Below are 17852 nucleotides of genomic sequence, written 5' to 3'. Positions count from 1 at the left end.
TCGAAATTCAAAATGCGCCATCGCGCGCCGTTGAGCGGACTTGATTGCGTCATGCCGTCACTGTCAATAAAGGCTCATCAACACTTACCGTATTCCAGCCAACGGACCTCGTCATGCACGCAAAACTCGGCATCGCCCCCATCGCCTGGTCGAATGACGACCTTCCACAGCTCGGTGGCGAAACACCGCTGGAAACCTGTCTGTCCGAATCGCGCGAAGCAGGATTTGCAGGCGTGGAATTGGGCGGTAAATTTCCGCGCGAAGCTGATGCGTTGAACGCGGTTCTCTCCGCCCATGACCTGACGCTGTGTTCCGGCTGGTATTCCGGCACGTTGCTCGACAATGATCTGGAAGCTGAGAAGGATCAGGTGCGGGCGCAGCTCGACCTGTTCATCGGCGTGAACAGCCCCTGCCTCGTTTATGGCGAAACGGCAGGCACCATTCAAAACATCCAGTCTCGCCCGCTCTCCACACGCCGCGTTTTGGATGACGAGCAAATCCGCGAGTATGGCCGCAAACTGACGGCGTTCGCAGAATTTTGCGCTGAAGAAGGCATGCCGATCGCCCACCACCACCACATGGGCACGGCCATCGAAACCCACCACGAAGTCGATGCGCTGATGAATGCGACTGGCGAAGCTGTCGGCCTGTTGTTCGACCCCGGCCACCTCGCCTTCGCCAGCGGCGACCCGCTACGTATGGTAGCCGACCATGGTAAACGTATCCGCCACGTTCACACGAAAGATGTGCGGATGGACATCATCAACGATCTCGACAGATCATCGGAGAGCTTTCTCGACGCTGTCCTCAAGGGCGCATTCACCGTACCCGGTGATGGGTCACTGGACTTCGTAGCCATCGTGCAAGCATTGGCCGACCAATCCTATGAAGGCTGGTTCGTCGTGGAAGCCGAGCAGGACCCGGCCAAGGCAAACCCATTAGAATACGCCAAGATCGGCTATGCCGCGCTCACCGATGCGCTCGATAAAGCGGGCTACACCTACGCTGGCAAAGCGGCATAACCGATATGCTACGCTTCGCCCTTGTCCTTCTTGCAAGCCTCATCGCAAGCCCTTTTACCGGGCCAGCGCAGGCTGAACGCATCAATGTGTTTGCAGCAGCCAGCCTGCGTAATTTGCTGGAAGAGGTGGCCAAGGGTTTTACGGAAAAAACCGGGCATGAAGTCGTCTTCACGCCAGCCTCCAGCGGAACTTTGGCAAGACAAATTTCGCAAGGCGCACCCGCAGATGTGTTCCTGTCCGCTAATACTGATTGGATGGACTGGATTGTAGACGACGGTGCGGTGGCGCGCGCTGATGTGATGGACATTGCCAGCAACACTTTGGTTCTCGTCAGCGCTGATAAAGGCGAAGATGTTGCCATTGCCGACGGCACAGACATGCTGAATCTCATCGGCGACGGACGCATTGCAGTTGGGCTGATCGATTCCGTGCCTGCAGGCCTCTACGCCGCCGACGCGCTGAAAACGCTCGGTGCGCTGGAGGCGCTGCGCCCGCGATTGGCGCAGGCCGACAATGTTCGCGCCGCACTCGTTTTGGTGGCTCGCGGCGAAGCCGAGTGGGGCATCGTCTATAATTCGGACGCCGCCGCAGAACCGCGCGTAACGGTTCGCGGGCGTATCGACCCTGCCCTGCACAAGCCCATTCTTTATCTCGCAGCCCCTGTGAAGGAGAGCAGCAAGCAACAAACGGCACACGCATTTGTGGCTTATCTTGCAGCATCGTCCGCCATCTTCGCCGCCTACGGCTTCACCCCAATCCCGCCTGCCAACTAGCATGACCGACTGGCTGTCCCCCGCCGAATGGCAAGCGGTATGGCTGTCGCTCAAGGTCGCCAGCGTCGCCACGATCTTCAGCCTACCGGTGGCAGTGGCGGTAGCTTTTGCACTGGCGCGTGGAAAATTTTACGGTCGCCAACTGCTCGACTGGGTCGTGCATATGCCGTTGATTTTGCCGCCTGTGGTGACGGGCTTTGCGCTCCTGATGGTCTTCGGGCGCAAGGGCGTCGTTGGTGAATTTCTCTACGACTGGTTCGGCATTACCATAGCGTTCCGATGGACGGGCGCTGCCATCGCCGGGGCCATCATGGGTTTCCCGCTCATGGTGCGCGCTATCCGGCTGGCGGTGGAAGCGGTGGATCGCGATCTGGAAGACGCCGCCGCCACGCTTGGCGCGAATGGCCCGTGGCGGTTCATCCTCGTCACCGGCCCGCTCATCGCGCCGGGCGTCATCGTCGGCGCTATTCTCGGCTTCGCCAAAGCCATGGCGGAATTTGGCGCGACCATCACGTTCGTGTCCAACATTCCCGGCGAAACGCAAACGCTACCGTCTGCCATTTACGCTTTCCTGCAGGTGCCCGGCGGCGATGAAGCAGCCATGCGGCTCGTCATCATCTCTGTGGTCATCGCCGTTGTGGCGCTCGCCATCTCCGAATGGGTGTCGCAATGGGCCGCGCGACGGGTATCAGGCCGATGAGTGTCGAGGTCGATCTCAAAGGTTCCTTTGGCGACTTTACGCTAGACGTTTCCTTCGACGCGCCATCGGGCTGCATCTCGTTGTTCGGACGTTCGGGTGCCGGCAAGACAACGATAGCGCAAAGCATCGCGGGTCTTCGCAAAGTGAAGCAAGGGCGTATCGTGGTTGATGGCGACGTTCTCCTAGACACTACAGGCGGAGCGAACACCGCGCCGCACCAGCGCAATATCGGCGTGGTTTTTCAGGAAGCACGGCTGTTCCCCCATTATGATGTGACCGCCAATCTCAATTTTGCAAGCCGCTTTTTAGGCGGTCGCACACCGCAATTGAGCTTCGACGAAACCGTCGATCTTCTCGATCTTCAACCGCTATTGAAACGTCGCCCACGTGATCTTTCGGGCGGTGAGAAACAGCGCGTTGCTATCGGTCGCGCACTTTTGTCAGCTCCTCGCCTGTTGGTTCTAGACGAACCGCTCACCGGTCTCGACGGCGCACGGCGAGAGCAAATATTGCAGGCACTAGAAAGACTTCGTGACCGTGCCGCACTGCCCATGATCCACATTAGCCATTCCGTCAGCGAGGTAGCGCTGCTTGCCGATACGCTGGTGTTGTTGGCCAATGGCAGCGTCGAGCATAGCGGCGCAGCGAGAGACATTTTCGCCAATCCAGACCTTGCTGGAATGTTGGGTGCGGAAGAAGCAGGTGCGGTTCTGAACGGTACGGTCTCCCGAAACGACAACGCCGTGACCGCAATCGATGTTGGTGGGCACGAGTTGCAACTTGGCAAGATGGATGCACCGCATGGAACCAAGGTGCGACTGCGGATCAAGGCCAGCGACGTTATTTTGGCGACTGCTAAACCAACAGGCCTTTCAGCGCAGAACATTCTGTCGACTGTCGTGGACCAGGTGATCGAACGACCCGATGGTGAAGTGATGGTTTCGCTTCGGCTTGGCGATGAACGCCTGTTGGCACGCGTCACAAAGCGCGCGGCGGTAGCGTTGGAATTGAAGCCGGACACGGTTGCTTACGCCATCATCAAATTCACCAGCCTGCCCCGCGCATATGTGGTTGAACGCGACTAGGGTAACGCCACCGCGAACGGTTCCGGCAGGTCGAACTCTTCAAGATTGCGTCCATCGCTGACCCGATCCATCACGATAAAATTCGACGGTTCATAAAGCGGTGTCAGCACACCGTGCCAGACGTTACGGGCGATGTTCACGCCCTGCCCAGTTGTCGCCAAAAAAGCCTGCGGACGCGTGGGCTGCCCGACGTCATCTTCACACACAACCACCAGCCAATCGTGTTGGCCTAGCGGATAGAATGCCTGCGAACCCAATGGATGACGCTCTACCAGATCGACCGTATGGGGCAGCGCGTAGGGTTGGCCTGCGAAGATCGACAGGCCTACATCGCCTTCCACATCCGCTGTCGCAAGCCTGTGGTGACGGATGCATTTGCCGCGATTGATTGCGATCTGCTCGCTGGCATCCAATTCGATAACTTCGCCGAACGGCTGGAAAGCCTCTGCGGTTAGCGGCTGCGCGATGATCGTCTTCATAGGTCCACCTCGATGGTTCCGCCCGCTTTCGCAGCGCGGGATTGGCACAGGATGACGGAGGTTTCCCGCTGCTTTTTCGACAGCACGAAATCGCGATGCTCGACCTCGCCCGACACAAGACCGCAGCGGCAGACACCGCAAATGCCATCGGCACATTTCACGTCCAGATGAATGCCTGCCTCGGCCAAAACATCGGTCGCCACACGATCAGCTGGCACCGTAAGCGTCTTGCCGCTGCGGGCGAGCTTCAGCTCGAAATCATTGTTCTCGTAGTCCGGCTGTTCTGGCACGGAGAAATATTCGAGATGTCGATTATCTTCTGACACGCCCGCCCGTTCGGCTGCATCCATCACCGCGCCCATGTAGATATCAGGACCGCAGGTATAGACGTGAGCGCCCTCCTCCGCGCCCGTAAACAGCGCGTTGAAATCGGCGCGGCTGCCTTCGTCGGAGACATGCAGATGAATGCGGTCAGCCCATGGCATGCTCGCGAGATCATCGAGATAACCCGCCGAACGGCGCGACCGCATGGAGTAGTGAACCTCGAAATTCATGCCCTTAGCGTGGGCCTCATGGGCCATTGCGATCATCGGCGTGATGCCGATACCGCCACCCATGAGAAACGTCTTCGTGGCTTCACCATGCAGCGGAAAATGATTGATCGGGCGTGAGATGAAAACCTTGCGGCCCTTGGTAAAAATCCGGTGCAGCAGCGCAGACCCGCCCCGCCCCTCGTCCTCGCGCAACACCCCGATCTGATAGCGGCTACGGTCTGCCGGATCACCACTCATGGAGTATTGCCGCAAGAATTCCGGCGCGACAACGATATCGAGATGCGCGCCCGCCTGCCATGCTGGCAGCGGTGAACCGTCCAGCGAAGCGAACTCATATTTCGTCACACCATCAGCCATGGGTTCGGCTTTCACCACCTCGACACGGATGACGGGCGCGTCGCCATCTATACGATATTCGTGGACGACATCTGCCTCATCGCCCCGCGCGATTGCAGCCTTGTATTCCTGTGCAGTGACCATCGCCTGATAGGCTTCGATGCCCTTCTCGCGATCCATTGGAAACGGGAACGGCCACGGGTGCGGGGCCAGCGGTGCGGGATATACGGCGAGTGTTTGATCTTCATATTTCAGGTCTAGGTCGCGTTGCAGATCGCGCTCGTTGAGCGGGTGTTTGGTCGGACGGTAGCCGCCATCGTCTTCCAACTCCAAATCCCACCACCACTTTTTGGTGAGGTTCAGCCTACCATTGCCCACCATGTCGTCCAGTTTCGCTAGATAGGGTGCGGCAGCTGGCACGTTCATGGCTGCCCAACGAAACGGTTTTTCGGCAAACAGGCCTTCCAGGTTCCACGGGCAGGTTTTCATGCAACGCCCGCACATGGAGCCGCCCTTGGTGGTGATGCGATAGGTAGCGCATTTTTGGCTGTCGGACTTCCAGATTTCGTAGCCGTTGAACATCAGCTTCGGCCCGGCGGTGATCGCACCGGACGGACATTCGCGGGCGCATTTGAGGCAAGAGTTGCAGAATTTCTGCATGCCAAAATCGATTGGCTTGTCGTGCGCCAACGGCAGCGTGGTGGTGACCGCGCCGGACTTCAGGCGTGGCCCGAGAAACGGATTGAGAATGACCTCACCGATACGCGACACTTCGCCAAGACCGGACAACAGCAGAAGCGGTGGCTGCAAAACCTCACCATCCATCACGCTATGGGCCTTGGCCGGATAACCCAGGTTGCGGATCTGGCGGGCGATGATACCGCCCAGCATCGAGAAGCGCAGATAGGCGCGCATGGACTGGGCAACCGAAATCCAATCGTCGCCAGATGCGCCTTCCATGGTCTCGTAACCCTGGTCGATAATCATGGAAATGGCTTGATCGTGGGGCGGATTGATCTCTTCACCCAGCGCGTTGTGACTGTACCAGGTCCAATCCGGACAACGCGACATGGCCACAGCATCGGCGCCAAGAAAGTAGCTGGCCGCCTTGATAGCGTCAGCGTGGTTCTGCGGCTCCGGTGTTGCTTTCGCGCCTTCACCTTCCCCACCCTGGAGCAGAACAAAGGCACCCAATGCGCGGCGCTGGGCGGAAGATGGCGCGGCCTTGCGAACATATTTGCCAGCGGTTGCCGCCGCCTGATTTGTCTTGCCCATGTCGCCGAACTGCGCGCGGGCGAACATATCGGCGCGCTTCGGCACGCGGGCCACGCGCTCCTCGTCGATATAGGTTGTGGGTTCATCCACGCGCTTCAATGTTTCGAACGGGTGAGCGCCGTCGACGTAGCGGCGCTTGGCAAACGGCTCACGGTTGAAGGCGTTTTTCGCAAATCCCTTGCCCACCTGCCACGCGACGCCATGGGTGCGGGTTCGCGGCTGTTCGGCCAGCGGCACAAGCGGGCGGTCAGGCGCGATTTCGAACGCCGTAGTCACCACCGCTACGCCAAAACGGGTGCCTAGATATGGGTTCACCAGCACGCCGTCTTCCACCGTAGCCAACCCAGCGGCGACCGTGAGAGTGTGCAGATTTACCTCGCTGGTGGTGCCGGTATGGGCGCGGGCGTCGTGGCCCAGAATGCGGATGTAATTGGCGATCACCACCGCCGTTTCGCTGGCCCGCAAACAGGCCCGCTGCGCTTGTGCATCTTGCAGCCACTCGCCACCGGGCTCGTCCGCCTTTGGATCGCGTGGATATTCCACGAGAAACACCAGTGCATGGGTGTGGCCGTCGATTGTGGCGGGCGGCGTGTCCATGCTTTCGCGCAGATCGGCCATGATAAGATCGATACCGGCCGCCAACGTCGTGGTCTGACGGGTGCGAAGGTCTTCCGCCAGCGCGTCAATGTCAGGGTTGCGAACAGCCTCACGCAGATGCGCTTCTGCGGGAATTTTGCAGATGCCGACCATGGAGGCGTCGCTAAAATAGCCGAAACCCTTGAGATGGTTCGCCCGGGCGACCGGATCGGTGGGACATTCAGCAACAGCTTTGTTCACCAACCCATCGCGGATGGCGTCCAGCATAGCCTGATGCGGGGCCATGGCGTTGATGATGGACAGCGGATGCTCGGGGCGGGAGAACGAAACGGGGTCGAACTCCGGCACATTGCTCAGGTCGAGATCATCACGCCGTTCCAGCCGCTCCAGCGGATATGGGCCAAGATGAACCGGTCGGTCTTTGTCAGAAAAGAAACGCATGGTCGAAGCCTAGCAGGCGAAAGCCTTCCGGTCAGGTGCCGCAGAACGTTTGAAGCACGGCTTCGTTTTCAGCCGGTGGTGCCGTGAGATGCTGATGGTCAGGCGCAACTTCAAAAGGGTCGGCAAGAGCAAGCCGCAGCGTTTCGAACGGTGCCATATCACCTTCGAGTGCTGCAGCGATTGCTTCTTCAATGCGGTGATTGCGAGGGATGATCTGCGGGTTGGAGCGCGTGAATTCCGGGCCACCTTGCCGCTCCCAAACATCTCGCAAATCCGCCTGCCAGTCGCCAGCAGGCAGCTGGTCGAAACGCTGTTCTTCCAGCGCTACGAAGCTGTTCGTGAAATCCGATCCTGCCGTCTGCATCGCGGTCAACATATCGGCCGGCAGTTGCGGCCCTTCTTCGCGGTCCACCACAAGTCCCAGCTTTGCGTTCGCAATCGTCTTGTGATGGCGCGCATAGATCTTCGGGAAATCGTTCACCACGCCTTGCGCCAGTTCCACGGCGCGGTCCTCGTCATCATCGATCAACGGCAGCAGGGATTGCGCGAATTGCACCATGTTCCAGTGGCCGACATGGGGTTGGCCGCCGTAGGCGTAACGCCCGCCATGGTCGATGGATGAGAACACTTTGTCGTTCTTGAACTCGTCCATGAAAGCGCATGGGCCGTAGTCGATTGTTTCGCCGGACAGCGCGACATTGTCGGTGTTCATCACACCGTGGATGAAACCGAGGCCCATCCATTTTGCGATCAGGCCAGCTTGCCGGTCGACCACACGTTCCAGCAGCGCCAGCGGTTTGTTGGCGTGTTCGGCAAGGTCGGGATACAGTCGGCCGATGGTATAATCTACGAGCAACCGCAGATTGTCCGTATCTTTGCGGATGGAGAAAAACTGCGCCGTACCCACGCGCAAATGGCTGCGGGCAATTCGCGTCAACACCGCTCCGGGAAATACCGCTTCACGCAACACGCGCTCGCCGGTGGCGATGGCAGCCAGCGCCCGTGTGGTCGGTACGCCGCAGGCCGCCATGAATTCGGATACGAGGTATTCGCGCAGCACAGGGCCAAGCCATGCCCGTCCATCGCCACCGCGAGAGAACGGTGTGGGGCCGGAGCCCTTCAACTGAACGTCGTAGCGCAGGCCATCGTTTGCGATCACTTCGCCCAGCAAATGAGCGCGACCATCGCCAAGTTGCGGCGACCAGTTTCCGAATTGCTGGCCCGCATAAGCGGCGGCCAACGGTTCGGACCCTTCCGCAATTTCATTGCCCGACAGAACCGCGAGGGTCGCATCATCCTGCCCCCAACCGTCCAGCCCAAGCCCTCTGGCAAGCTCGCCGTTCCAGGCCAACCACGATGGTTCTGCCACCGGCTCAGGCGATAATTTGGCGTGGAAGGCGTCTGGCAGGCGCGCGTAGGAATTGTCGAACCTTATTTTATTCTGGTTGCTCAAACCCGCGTGGCCTCGATGATCGCCTGTGCGCCTTTTGCCACCAATGCGAGGCCAACCGTGCGGCCCAATTCGCGCGGATATTCCGCTGGTCCGGATGCGGTGTGGCGGATGATCTTGTCGCCATCGATCTCCATCACGGCAGATTCCATCGTCATCGTGTCACCCTCGATCACCGAGTGCGCGGCGATGGGAGAGTTGCAGTGGCCGTCCAGCACCCACAGCACCTCGCGCTCGGCTTCGGCGCAGGCGCGGGCGTTGGCATCATCGATGCGGGCCAACCATTCGCGGGTCTGCCAGTCGCTTGAACCGCACTCCACCGCCACGATGCCTTGGCCGACAGCGGGCAACATTTCGGACGTCGTGAACGTGTGGGAAATGCGATCCGACACACCAACGCGGGCCATGCCGGAAGTCGCCAGCAAAATGCCATCAGCAGGGCCGACCTCGCCACCATCGACGAGCTGCTGCATCAGACCCTTATCGAGTTTCTCGATGCGGCTATCGGCGGCACCGCGAAAATGGATGATCTCGGCGTTGGGAAACAGATTGCGCAGGAAGGCGGCGCGGCGCACGGAATTGGTGCCGAGTTTCAAGCCATCGCCTTGCGTTTCGCGCATCTGGTCCATGGTGATACCATCGCGCAGCACGAGGCTATCGGTGGGGTCATCGCGGGTGAGATACGCGCCGATAACGAGACCGGGCGTCTCTTCGTTGCCCGGCATATCCTTTAGCGAATGCATGGCAACCTGGCTGCGACCGGCGACGATATCGGCACGGATTTCAGCCACGAAGGCACCGCCCTTGCCGCCGTGGCGGTCGAGTTTGGAAATCTGATCACGATCACCACGCGGGTTATTTTCCGCCAGATCGACATCGAGGCCCGGCACGGCTTCGCGCAGAAGATCGGCAACATGATTGGCCTGCGCGAGCGCCATTTTACTTTTGCGCGTGGCGATAAGAAATTGTGTCACTCTGCGTGGCCCCTCAAGAATTCGGATGCGGGTGTGCGGCCCGCGTGATGCTGTCTTACCAGATTGGCAGCATGGGGGAAGTCACGTCACCTTCTGGCGCTGGTGAAATTCCGGCCTGTCCCAAGCGGCGCTCTTCATAATGTCAGCGAGCGTGTCCGCCGCAAGGTCGACATCGCCCATCGTGTTGTAGAGCGGCGCAAAACCGAAGCGGATAAGATTTGGCGCACGGAAATCGCCCACCACACCCCGCGCAATCAGCGCTTGCATGACCGCGTAGCCATGCTCGAAGGCAAACGACACCTGGCTGCCGCGCTGCGCTGGGTCGCGCGGGCTGGTCAGTTTCAAATCGGGGGAATCCGCCTCCACCAGCGCAATGAAATGTTGTGACAAAGCGATGGATTGCTCGCGCAAATCCACCATGTCCGCTTGCGCCCAGATATCCATCGACGCCTGAAGCGCCGCCATCTGCAACACGGATGGTGTGCCGACGCGGAAACGCTCGATACCTGCGCCGGGGCGATAATCGAGATCGAAAGCAAAGGGGGCTTCGTGACCGAGCCAACCTGCCAGCGCCGGTTGGGCCTTTTCCGCGTGGTCGGAACGGACGAAAATAAAGGCCGGCGCGCCGGGGCCGCCGTTGAGATATTTGTAGGTGCAGCCCACCGCAAAATCGGCCTCGCAGCCTGCCAGATCCACCGGCACGGCACCGGCTGAATGGGCGAGGTCCCATATCACCAACGCGCTACAGGCGTGCGCTTTGGCCGTGATGGCCGCCATGTCGTGCATGCGACCAGTGCGATAATCCACTTGCGTCAGCATCACAACAGCGGCGTCTTCCGTGATGGTATCCAACACATCTTCGGGCGAAACGATCCGCAATTCGTGGCTTTTGTCGAGGCTTCGGAGCAGGCCGTCAGCCATATATAGGTCGGTTGGAAAGTTGCCATTATCGGACAAGACCACACGCCGTTCCGGCTGCAGTGAAAGCGCCGTCGCAAGCGCCTGATAGACCTTGATCGACAGCGTGTCGCCGGTGACAACGCTGCCTGCGGGCGCGCCGATCAACTTGCCGATTTCATCGCCCAGCGAAGAAGGCTGCGCCATCCAACCGGCGCGGTTCCAGCCGCCGATCGCCATCGTACCCCATTCGTCCCGCGCCACACGCTCGAGTGCAGCAGGTACGGATTTCGGCAACGGACCGAGAGAATTTCCATCGAGATAAACTATGCCACCGGGCAGCTGGAACAGATCGCGAAAATGGCCGCTCATGGTGTGATGCCTTTCAGGGCAGGATAGAGCGCGCGGTAGCGTGATAGCTGGGCGCTCATATCCGATTTTGGTTCGAAGCGTTTGGCGACGGCAGGAGTGGTGGCGATGGTTTCAGGTGCGCCTGCGCCATCCGCCATCATCGCCAAACGGGCCGCACCGAAGGCTGCGCCCAGCTCTCCGCTGGCGGGCAGTTCGACCGGTATGTCCAAAGCGTCTGCGATGATTTGCAACCAGTGATCCGACCGCGTTCCCCCGCCGACCGCCAGCACGCTCTCTAAGAGGGTGCCCGCGGCGGTAAGCGCATCGAGACTGTCGCGCAACGCGAAAGCGACGCCGCTCAATACGGCGTTCGTCATCGCCGCACGGTCATGGGCGTGGTCGAGATCGATAAAACCGCCGCGTATGGAAGCGTCGTTGTGGGGCGTTCGTTCACCGGCGAGGTAGGGCAGGAAAGTCGGTGTATCGGCCGTGGGTGCAGCTTCCGCTTCGGCCACCAGCGTTGCAACGTCGGCACCTGCCACGCCCGCCCACCAGTTCAGGCTGTCGGTGGCGGACAGGAACACGCCCATCTGGTGCCACGTATCAGGCACGGCATGGCAGAAAGCGTGGACGGCGCTTTGCGGCTTCGGCAGATAGCTGTCGGTGGCTGCGAACAAGACGCCAGATGTGCCGAGCGACACGAAGCCTTGGCCACCGGACACCGCGCCAAGTCCGATGGCGGAGGCGGCATTATCGCCTGCCCCGCCCGCGATGATGCAGGACTTCATTCCCCAGCGGCTTGCCAGTTCCGGTCGCATGCGCCCCGCGGCTTCGCTGCCCTCTGCCAATATCGGCATGTGCGAGATGTCGAAGCCGGTGGCGGCCAGCAAATCCGGCGACCATTCGCGCTTCGCCACATCCAGCCAGCCGGTGCCCGCAGCGTCCGACATATCGGACATCGCCTCACCAGAAAGCCAAAGGCGCAGGTAATCCTTGGGCAGCAGAACGCGTTTCGTGCGGGCAAAAATTTCCGGTTCGTTTTCGCGCATCCATTGCAGTTTCGGCGCGGTGAAGCCGGGGAAGACGATGTTGCCGGAAATGGCGCGGAAGCAAGGATCGGCGTCGAGTTTTGCTGCCTGCGCATGGCTGCGGGTGTCGTTCCACAACATGCAAGGGCGCAGAACTTCATCGCGTTCGCCCAGCAAGGTCGCGCCGTGCATCTGGCCCGACAGACCGATGGCGCGGACAGCGGAAAGTCCGCCGGGATGCGATGCCTTGAGGCTGTCCAGAACCGTTTCACAGGCCACGATCCAATCAGCCGGATTTTGTTCCGACCATCCCGCATGCGGGCGCTGAACGGAAAGCGGCGCCGTTGTTTCAGCCACAATGGCCTGTCCGTCATCAACCAGCAGAGCCTTTAGGCCGGACGTGCCGATATCAAGTGCGAGATACATCAGTAACCTATCGCACAACCGTCTTTGCGAGGGTCGGACCCACCGATCAACACGCCGTTTTCCCAGTCGATTTCCACGGCCTGCGAACCGCCGATTGGGCCGGTAGCGCGGGCGATGTTGTGGCCGCGCTTTTGAAGTTCCTCGAACACATCTTGAGGAACCGCGCCTTCGATTTCCACTTCGCCGGTATAGGGATCGACCATCCAGCGCGGCCAGTCCTGCGCTTCCTGCACGTCCATACCGTCATGCAAGGTGCGGCTAAGAAATTGCAGATGGCCCATGGCCTGATACTCACCGCCCATGACGCCGAAGCCCATGGAGATTTTATCGCCATCCGCGACCATGCCCGGAATGATCGTGTGCAGCGGACGCTTGCCCGGCGCGATGCAGTTGGGGTGGCCCTCTTCCAGCACGAACCCTTCGCCACGGTTGGTGAGAATGATGCCGTGTTCCGGCGTGGTGATGCCACTGCCGAAGCCCCAGAAAAGCGTGTTGATGAAGGACGCGACGTTGCGATCCTTGTCCACCACTGTGATGTAAACCGTGTCGTGGTGGGGCTTCAGGTTCAACGCATCGCTGAGATGTTTGGCTTGGACGGGGTCGATATCATCGACGAGCTGTCGGGCGTATTCTGCCGACAGCAACCCATCGACGGGCACATCCGCCTGCGCGGGATCGGCCAGATAAATGCCGCGTGAAGCGTAGCCGCGACGGCAGATTTCAAGCTCGTTATGGATGCGGTCCGCTGACAGAACTTCGGAACCAAGCGTTGTGCTTGACGCCATATTGAGCATCAACAGCGCGATGACGCCCTGTCCCTGTGGCGGGCACTCCAAGACAGTTTTGCCCTCATATTGCGTGCTGATCGGCGTTTCGTAAGTGCCTTTCGCGCTGGCGAAATCTTCCATCGTGTGCAGACCACCTTTGGCTTGCAGCGTGTCCACCATCTCCTGCGCCAATGCGCCGGTGTAGAAAGCATCACGCCCACCGGCAGCGATTTTCGCCATGGCCTCGGCTAGTTTCGGGTTCTTGTGGACGGAACCCAGCGGGGGAATTTTACCGCCCGGTTTATAGATGGCCTTCAGGTTTTCATCACTATCAAGATGGTCTGCGTTCTTCTCAAAATCAGCATGGACGCGCTGCGAAATCGGGTAGCCGTTGCGCGCTGCATCAATGGCCGGTTGCAGCAGATCGGCCAGCGGCAGTTTGCCGTGATCGGCGTTCAGCGTTGCCCAGGCATCGATCGCGCCTGGAATGATGACGGAATGTGCGGAAGTCCGAGTAAATTCGGTCACGCCCAGTTCTGCCAGTTTTTCGCGTGTTGCAGCGGCAGGCGCACGGCCTGAACCGTTGAAGCAGATCACGTCTTTCGTTCGAGCAGCTGGCGCGTACATGGCGAAGCAATCGCCGCCGATGCCGGTCGATCCCGGTTCCACCACGCATTGCATGGCGCACGCAGCGATAGCGGCATCCAGCGCATTGCCGCCCGCTTTCAAAATATCAATGGCCACTTGGGACGACAGCGGATGGGACGTTGCCGCCATACCATTGGTGGACATGACGGGGGAGCGTCCGGGGCGTTCGAGATCGCGCATAGTTGTGTGCCTGTTCGACTGGTCTGACGTGTCGGCATTGCTACGCCGAGTGCGACGTTTGCTGCAAGGGCAGGCTTTGATTTGCACTCTGCGAAAGTGCATAGGGCGCACAAGCGAACTCTCTCCCCAAGCTGTTTCATGTCTCAAGTCGCCCTTCACGATCTTTCCAAAATGAGCGAATCCGAACGCTCCGAACTTCTGCTGCGTGCCGAAGACGACCTGCAGCCGCTGATGGCCAAGATCACGCCCATCATCGACGCTGTGCGCAAAGAGGGCGACGAGGCCTTGGCCCGGTTTGGGCGGGAATTCGACAAGGCCGCAGATCTGACCGCCGATGCCATCGCCGCAACCGACGCGGATTTCGATGCGGCCTATGCAGAACTCGACGACGAGATGATCGAAGTGCTGCGCTACGCTGCCGACAACATCCGCCGTTTCCACGAGGTGCAGCTGCCTCAGGACGAGTGGACCATGGAAATCCGCCCCGGTGCCCATGTGGGCGAGCGCTGGTCGCCTATCGATTCCGTCGCTGTTTATTCGCCCCGTGGCAAAGGCTCCTTCCCCTCCGTCACGTTGATGAGCGTCGTGCCTGCCGTGGTGGCTGGCGTGCCGGACCTCATCGTGCTCACGCCTCCCGGCCCCGACGGCAAGGTGGATGCCGCAACGCTGGTGGCGGCTGACATTGCGGGTTGCCGCCGCGTGTTCAAAGCCGGTGGCGCGCAGGCCGTGGCCGCTGCAGCGTACGGCACGCAGACCATACCCTGCTGCATGAAAATCGAAGGCCCAGGTTCGCCTTGGCTGGCGGCGGCAAAAGTGATGCTCGCCAACCGCATCGACCCCGGAATGCCCGCTGGGCCGAGCGAGGCCATCGTCTTTGCCGACGAAACCGCAAACGCTGATATCGCCGCCCTCGACACTATCATCGAGAGTGAGCACGGGGATGATTCCTCCGTGTTCCTCGTCACCACTTCTGCGGAAGTCGCCGAGGCCGCGCGGGCAAAAATTCCCGAATACTGGGCAGATATGAGCGACGAGCGGCGGGGTTATTCATCCACCGTGTTGAACTCCAAGCGCGGCGGTGTGGTGCTGTCTGCCAGCGAAGAGCAGGCCTATGATTTCATCAACGACTACGCGCCGGAACATCTGCAAATCCTGTCCGACGATCCGCACGGCCACGCGCGCCGCATCCGCAACGCATCGGAAATTCTACTGGGCCACGACACCCCCGGCTCCATCGCCAACTACATGATGGGCCCGAACTGCGTGCTACCGACGTCCGCTGCGGCGCGAACACGCTCACCGCTGGGCGTGTTGAACTTCATGAAGTCGTGTTCGGTGGGTGAATTGACCCGCGAGGGCTATGACGAAATGGCACCAAAAACGGCGGTGTTTGCAACGTATGAAGGGTTCGATGCCCACGCGGCTGCGGTGGGTGAAAAACGGGCGAAGGCGCTGCGGCGGAATAGTTAGGGACGCTGATAACACCTTCGGTTGTCATCCCCGCGCAGGCGGGGACCCACTTTTCAACAGACGCTTTTAACTGCTTTTGTTGTCAGCTTCACCCTACCGCAATTTCATCATACGCGGATAAGTGGTTCCCCGCCTGCGCGGGGATGACAATCGAATTTGAGTGACAGTTACCCTTCAGCCCGCGCCTTCTCGCACAGAGCCATTGCGATCATCACATCGAGATGCGCTCCACCGCCATTCTTGAACACCGTGATTTCCTCGTCCGACTGCCGTCCCACTACTCCATCAACCAGCGCATGAAGGTCGCCCTTCACGGCATCGCGGGTGATCGTGCCGTCCTTCAACGGGATCGCCAGTTCGCCGATGTGGTCGAGCGTCGTATCGAACGAATCCACGAACCACGTTCCCCGCCGATGTAATTCGTCATCGGCCTCACGCATGTCGATTCGGTAGGCCCCGACCAGATCGACATGGGTTCCTGGGCGGACGTTTGCGCCCTGTATCACCGGTTCGCTGCTCATCGTAGCGCAGCAGATGATGTCAGCCTGCGCCATCGCGGCGGGCAGGTCACTCGCGACTTCAAAAATCGCGTCGGTCTGCGCTAGCGCTTCGGCATTGGCCGCCGTGCGGTTCCAGATCAGCACGCGTTCGATGCCGGGGCGGGCGGTGCGGTGCGCGGCGATGAGGGGCGCAGCCATCGCGCCAGCACCGACCATCAGCAAAGTCTTGGCATCTTTTCGCGCCAGCAGGTCGCAGCCCAGCGCGCTGTCGGCAGCCGTCTTCCACGCGGTGACGGCGGTGCCATCCACCAAGGCCGTCAGTTGGCCTGTCGCGTCATCGAACAACATGATCTGCGCGTGTATGCTCGGCAGATCGCGGTCGCGATTTTCCGGCACAACGGTTGCAGCTTTCACGCCAGCGGCAAGACCGGGCACCCATGCGGAGCGCACCAACATGGTGTTATCGCGAGCGTGGACAAACGAGTCGCCAATGGACGCTTTCGGCCCGCGATGGCCTGCGCGCAACGCTTCGATGAGGCCTGGCCAATCGGCCAGCCGGTTCACATCATCTGCGGAAAGCGTGAGGGTCATTTACTCGAACACGATCTTCGGACCGGACGGTTGGTCTGCTGACAAGGCGGTGGCGATCTTCGCGCCTATCTCGTTGTAAATCTTAGCATGGGGGCCGTCCGGCGCGGATACCGTGACGGGCGTTCCGGCGTCCGACTGGCTGCGGATGTCCATGTGCAGCGGCACTGCACCGAGGAACGGCGCGCCGATGCGTTTGGCTTCTTCTTCCGCTCCGCCATGGCCGAAAATATCCGACCGTTCACCGCATTTGGGGCAGATGAAGGTGGACATGTTTTCCACCACGCCGAGGATCGGCACGGACACTTTGTTGAACATCGAGATGCCCTTGCGGGCGTCGATGAGGGCGAGATCCTGCGGGGTGGATACGATCACCGCGCCTGCCAGCGGCACCTGTTGCGCCATGGTCAGCTGCGCGTCGCCGGTGCCCGGCGGCATGTCGACCACCAGCACGTCGAGCGGGTTTTCCGTCGTGCCCCACGCCACTTCGCGCAACAGTTGGGTGAGCGCGGAAATGACCATGGGACCGCGCCAGATCATCGGGGAGTCTTCGGCCACCAGAAAGCCGATAGACATGACCTTCAACCCGTGGGCTTCGATGGGCTGCAACACGCGGCCTTCTGCTTCAGGTTTCACGTTGCTGCCCACGAGGCGCGGTACGGACGGGCCGTAAATATCAGCGTCCAATACGCCGACCTTCAACCCCTGATTGACGAGGCCCAGCGCGAGGTTGATCGCGGTGGTGGACTTGCCGACGCCACCCTTGCCGGATGCGACGGCGATGATGTGCTTCACGCCCTCGACGTGGTTGGGTTTGGGAGGCGCGGCCTGAGGCGGCGGGCCGGGCTGCGCGGGTGGGGCTTTGGTAGCGGCAGGTCCGACTTTTGCGGTCGGGTTCATTCTGGGCGGCGGTGGCGGGGCCATGCCTGCGCTGGACACGCCCTGTCCCAATTTACGCTCTGCCGTCATGGCAACCATGGCGGACGCGACCCCCGGTAACGCTTCCAACGCACCCTGTGCCTGCGCGCGGACCGGCTCCAGCTGTTGCGCCAGATCAGCCGGCACGGTGAGCGACAGCATGATCTTGGAACCGGCATCCCCTTCCGAAATGAAAGGGTCCGACACCATTTTCAGCGACACGATGTTCTCTTCGCTGTTGGGAAGCCTGATGGCGGAAAGCGCCGCCAAAACCTGTTCGCTCGTGATGCTCATGATTGGTCGTGCCCGTCTTGAAAATTCCTTTCGTGGAGTAAGGGATTTGCAATACGGTGGGAAGTGGTGGAGTGCCGGATTTAGGCGGAGGCCGCCATC

14 protein-coding genes are annotated in these 17852 nt (G+C 60.4%); 5 read left to right on the top strand and 9 right to left on the bottom strand.

The window, feature by feature from the left end:
• Window positions 1-113: 113 nt before the first annotated feature.
• The 4 genes from iolE to modC are packed head-to-tail and all read left to right on the top strand — an operon-like array spanning window position 114 to window position 3580.
• Window positions 114-1022, top strand: a complete 909-nt coding sequence (gene iolE / locus R2A130_RS09740; RefSeq protein WP_009757866.1) for a myo-inosose-2 dehydratase — start codon at window positions 114-116, stop codon at window positions 1020-1022.
• 5 nt (window positions 1023-1027) lie between these two features.
• Complete coding sequence (gene modA / locus R2A130_RS09735; RefSeq protein WP_009757865.1) at window positions 1028-1795, top strand: molybdate ABC transporter substrate-binding protein; 768 nt, start codon at window positions 1028-1030, stop codon at window positions 1793-1795.
• Window position 1796: 1 nt separating this feature from the next.
• Window positions 1797-2495, top strand: coding sequence for a molybdate ABC transporter permease subunit (modB, locus tag R2A130_RS09730; RefSeq protein ID WP_009757864.1), 699 nt, complete (start codon window positions 1797-1799; stop codon window positions 2493-2495).
• Window positions 2492-3580: a molybdenum ABC transporter ATP-binding protein gene (gene modC / locus R2A130_RS09725; protein ID WP_040305598.1), complete on the top strand. Its 1089-nt coding sequence runs from the start codon at window positions 2492-2494 to the stop codon at window positions 3578-3580. The genes modB and modC overlap by 4 nt, the downstream gene beginning before the upstream one ends.
• Here modC and R2A130_RS09720 read toward each other — a convergent pair.
• From R2A130_RS09720 to ggt, 7 genes are all read right to left on the bottom strand, one after another.
• Window positions 3577-4059: an ureidoglycolate lyase gene (locus tag R2A130_RS09720; protein ID WP_009757862.1), complete on the bottom strand. Its 483-nt coding sequence runs from the start codon at window positions 4057-4059 to the stop codon at window positions 3577-3579. The genes modC and R2A130_RS09720 overlap by 4 nt on opposite strands.
• Entirely contained in the window at window positions 4056-7262 is a 3207-nt protein-coding gene (locus tag R2A130_RS09715) for a reductive dehalogenase (RefSeq protein WP_009757861.1), read from the bottom strand. The genes R2A130_RS09720 and R2A130_RS09715 overlap by 4 nt, the downstream gene beginning before the upstream one ends.
• A gap of 31 nt (window positions 7263-7293) precedes the next feature.
• Window positions 7294-8715, bottom strand: a complete 1422-nt coding sequence (locus tag R2A130_RS09710) for a YdiU family protein (RefSeq protein WP_009757860.1) — start codon at window positions 8713-8715, stop codon at window positions 7294-7296.
• Complete coding sequence (gene hemC / locus R2A130_RS09705; protein WP_009757859.1) at window positions 8712-9686, bottom strand: hydroxymethylbilane synthase; 975 nt, start codon at window positions 9684-9686, stop codon at window positions 8712-8714. The genes R2A130_RS09710 and hemC overlap by 4 nt, the downstream gene beginning before the upstream one ends.
• Window positions 9687-9767: 81 nt before the next feature.
• Entirely contained in the window at window positions 9768-10955 is a 1188-nt protein-coding gene (gene kynU, locus R2A130_RS09700; RefSeq protein WP_009757858.1) for a kynureninase, read from the bottom strand.
• Window positions 10952-12388 carry a xylulokinase gene (xylB, locus tag R2A130_RS09695; RefSeq protein ID WP_009757857.1) on the bottom strand — a complete coding sequence of 479 codons (1437 nt, stop codon included), beginning with the start codon at window positions 12386-12388 and terminating at the stop codon, window positions 10952-10954. The genes kynU and xylB overlap by 4 nt, the downstream gene beginning before the upstream one ends.
• Window positions 12388-13983: a gamma-glutamyltransferase gene (gene ggt / locus R2A130_RS09690; protein ID WP_009757856.1), complete on the bottom strand. Its 1596-nt coding sequence runs from the start codon at window positions 13981-13983 to the stop codon at window positions 12388-12390. The genes xylB and ggt overlap by 1 nt, the downstream gene beginning before the upstream one ends.
• Window positions 13984-14121: 138 nt before the next feature.
• On the opposite strand from ggt, the gene hisD reads away from it, so the two are divergent.
• A complete protein-coding gene (hisD, locus tag R2A130_RS09685; protein WP_009757855.1) occupies window positions 14122-15453 on the top strand; it encodes a histidinol dehydrogenase in 1332 nt (443 codons plus the stop codon).
• A 167-nt stretch (window positions 15454-15620) separates the two neighbouring features.
• Here hisD and R2A130_RS09680 read toward each other — a convergent pair whose 3' ends face one another.
• A complete protein-coding gene (locus tag R2A130_RS09680; protein WP_009757854.1) occupies window positions 15621-16544 on the bottom strand; it encodes an ornithine cyclodeaminase family protein in 924 nt (307 codons plus the stop codon).
• The gene (locus R2A130_RS09675; protein WP_156798497.1) at window positions 16545-17756 is read right to left on the bottom strand and encodes an Mrp/NBP35 family ATP-binding protein; all 1212 of its coding nucleotides are present in this window, start codon (window positions 17754-17756) and stop codon (window positions 16545-16547) included.
• Window positions 17757-17852: the final 96 nt, after the last annotated feature.

The organism is Ahrensia sp. R2A130 (assembly GCF_000179775.1).
Taxonomy (GTDB): domain Bacteria; phylum Pseudomonadota; class Alphaproteobacteria; order Rhizobiales; family Rhizobiaceae; genus Pseudahrensia.
This window is presented reverse-complemented; position numbering and strand designations above follow the sequence as displayed.

Coding starts and splice junctions, on each gene's coding strand:
- iolE (WP_009757866.1), top strand. CDS start 114: ATGCACGCAAAACTCGGCATCGCCCCCATCGCCTGGTCGAATGACGAC.
- modA (WP_009757865.1), top strand. CDS start 1,028: ATGCTACGCTTCGCCCTTGTCCTTCTTGCAAGCCTCATCGCAAGCCCT.
- modB (WP_009757864.1), top strand. CDS start 1,797: ATGACCGACTGGCTGTCCCCCGCCGAATGGCAAGCGGTATGGCTGTCG.
- modC (WP_040305598.1), top strand. CDS start 2,492: ATGAGTGTCGAGGTCGATCTCAAAGGTTCCTTTGGCGACTTTACGCTA.
- R2A130_RS09720 (WP_009757862.1), bottom strand. CDS start 4,059: ATGAAGACGATCATCGCGCAGCCGCTAACCGCAGAGGCTTTCCAGCCG.
- R2A130_RS09715 (WP_009757861.1), bottom strand. CDS start 7,262: ATGCGTTTCTTTTCTGACAAAGACCGACCGGTTCATCTTGGCCCATAT.
- kynU (WP_009757858.1), bottom strand. CDS start 10,955: ATGAGCGGCCATTTTCGCGATCTGTTCCAGCTGCCCGGTGGCATAGTT.
- xylB (WP_009757857.1), bottom strand. CDS start 12,388: ATGTATCTCGCACTTGATATCGGCACGTCCGGCCTAAAGGCTCTGCTG.
- ggt (WP_009757856.1), bottom strand. CDS start 13,983: ATGCGCGATCTCGAACGCCCCGGACGCTCCCCCGTCATGTCCACCAAT.
- hisD (WP_009757855.1), top strand. CDS start 14,122: ATGTCTCAAGTCGCCCTTCACGATCTTTCCAAAATGAGCGAATCCGAA.
- R2A130_RS09680 (WP_009757854.1), bottom strand. CDS start 16,544: ATGACCCTCACGCTTTCCGCAGATGATGTGAACCGGCTGGCCGATTGG.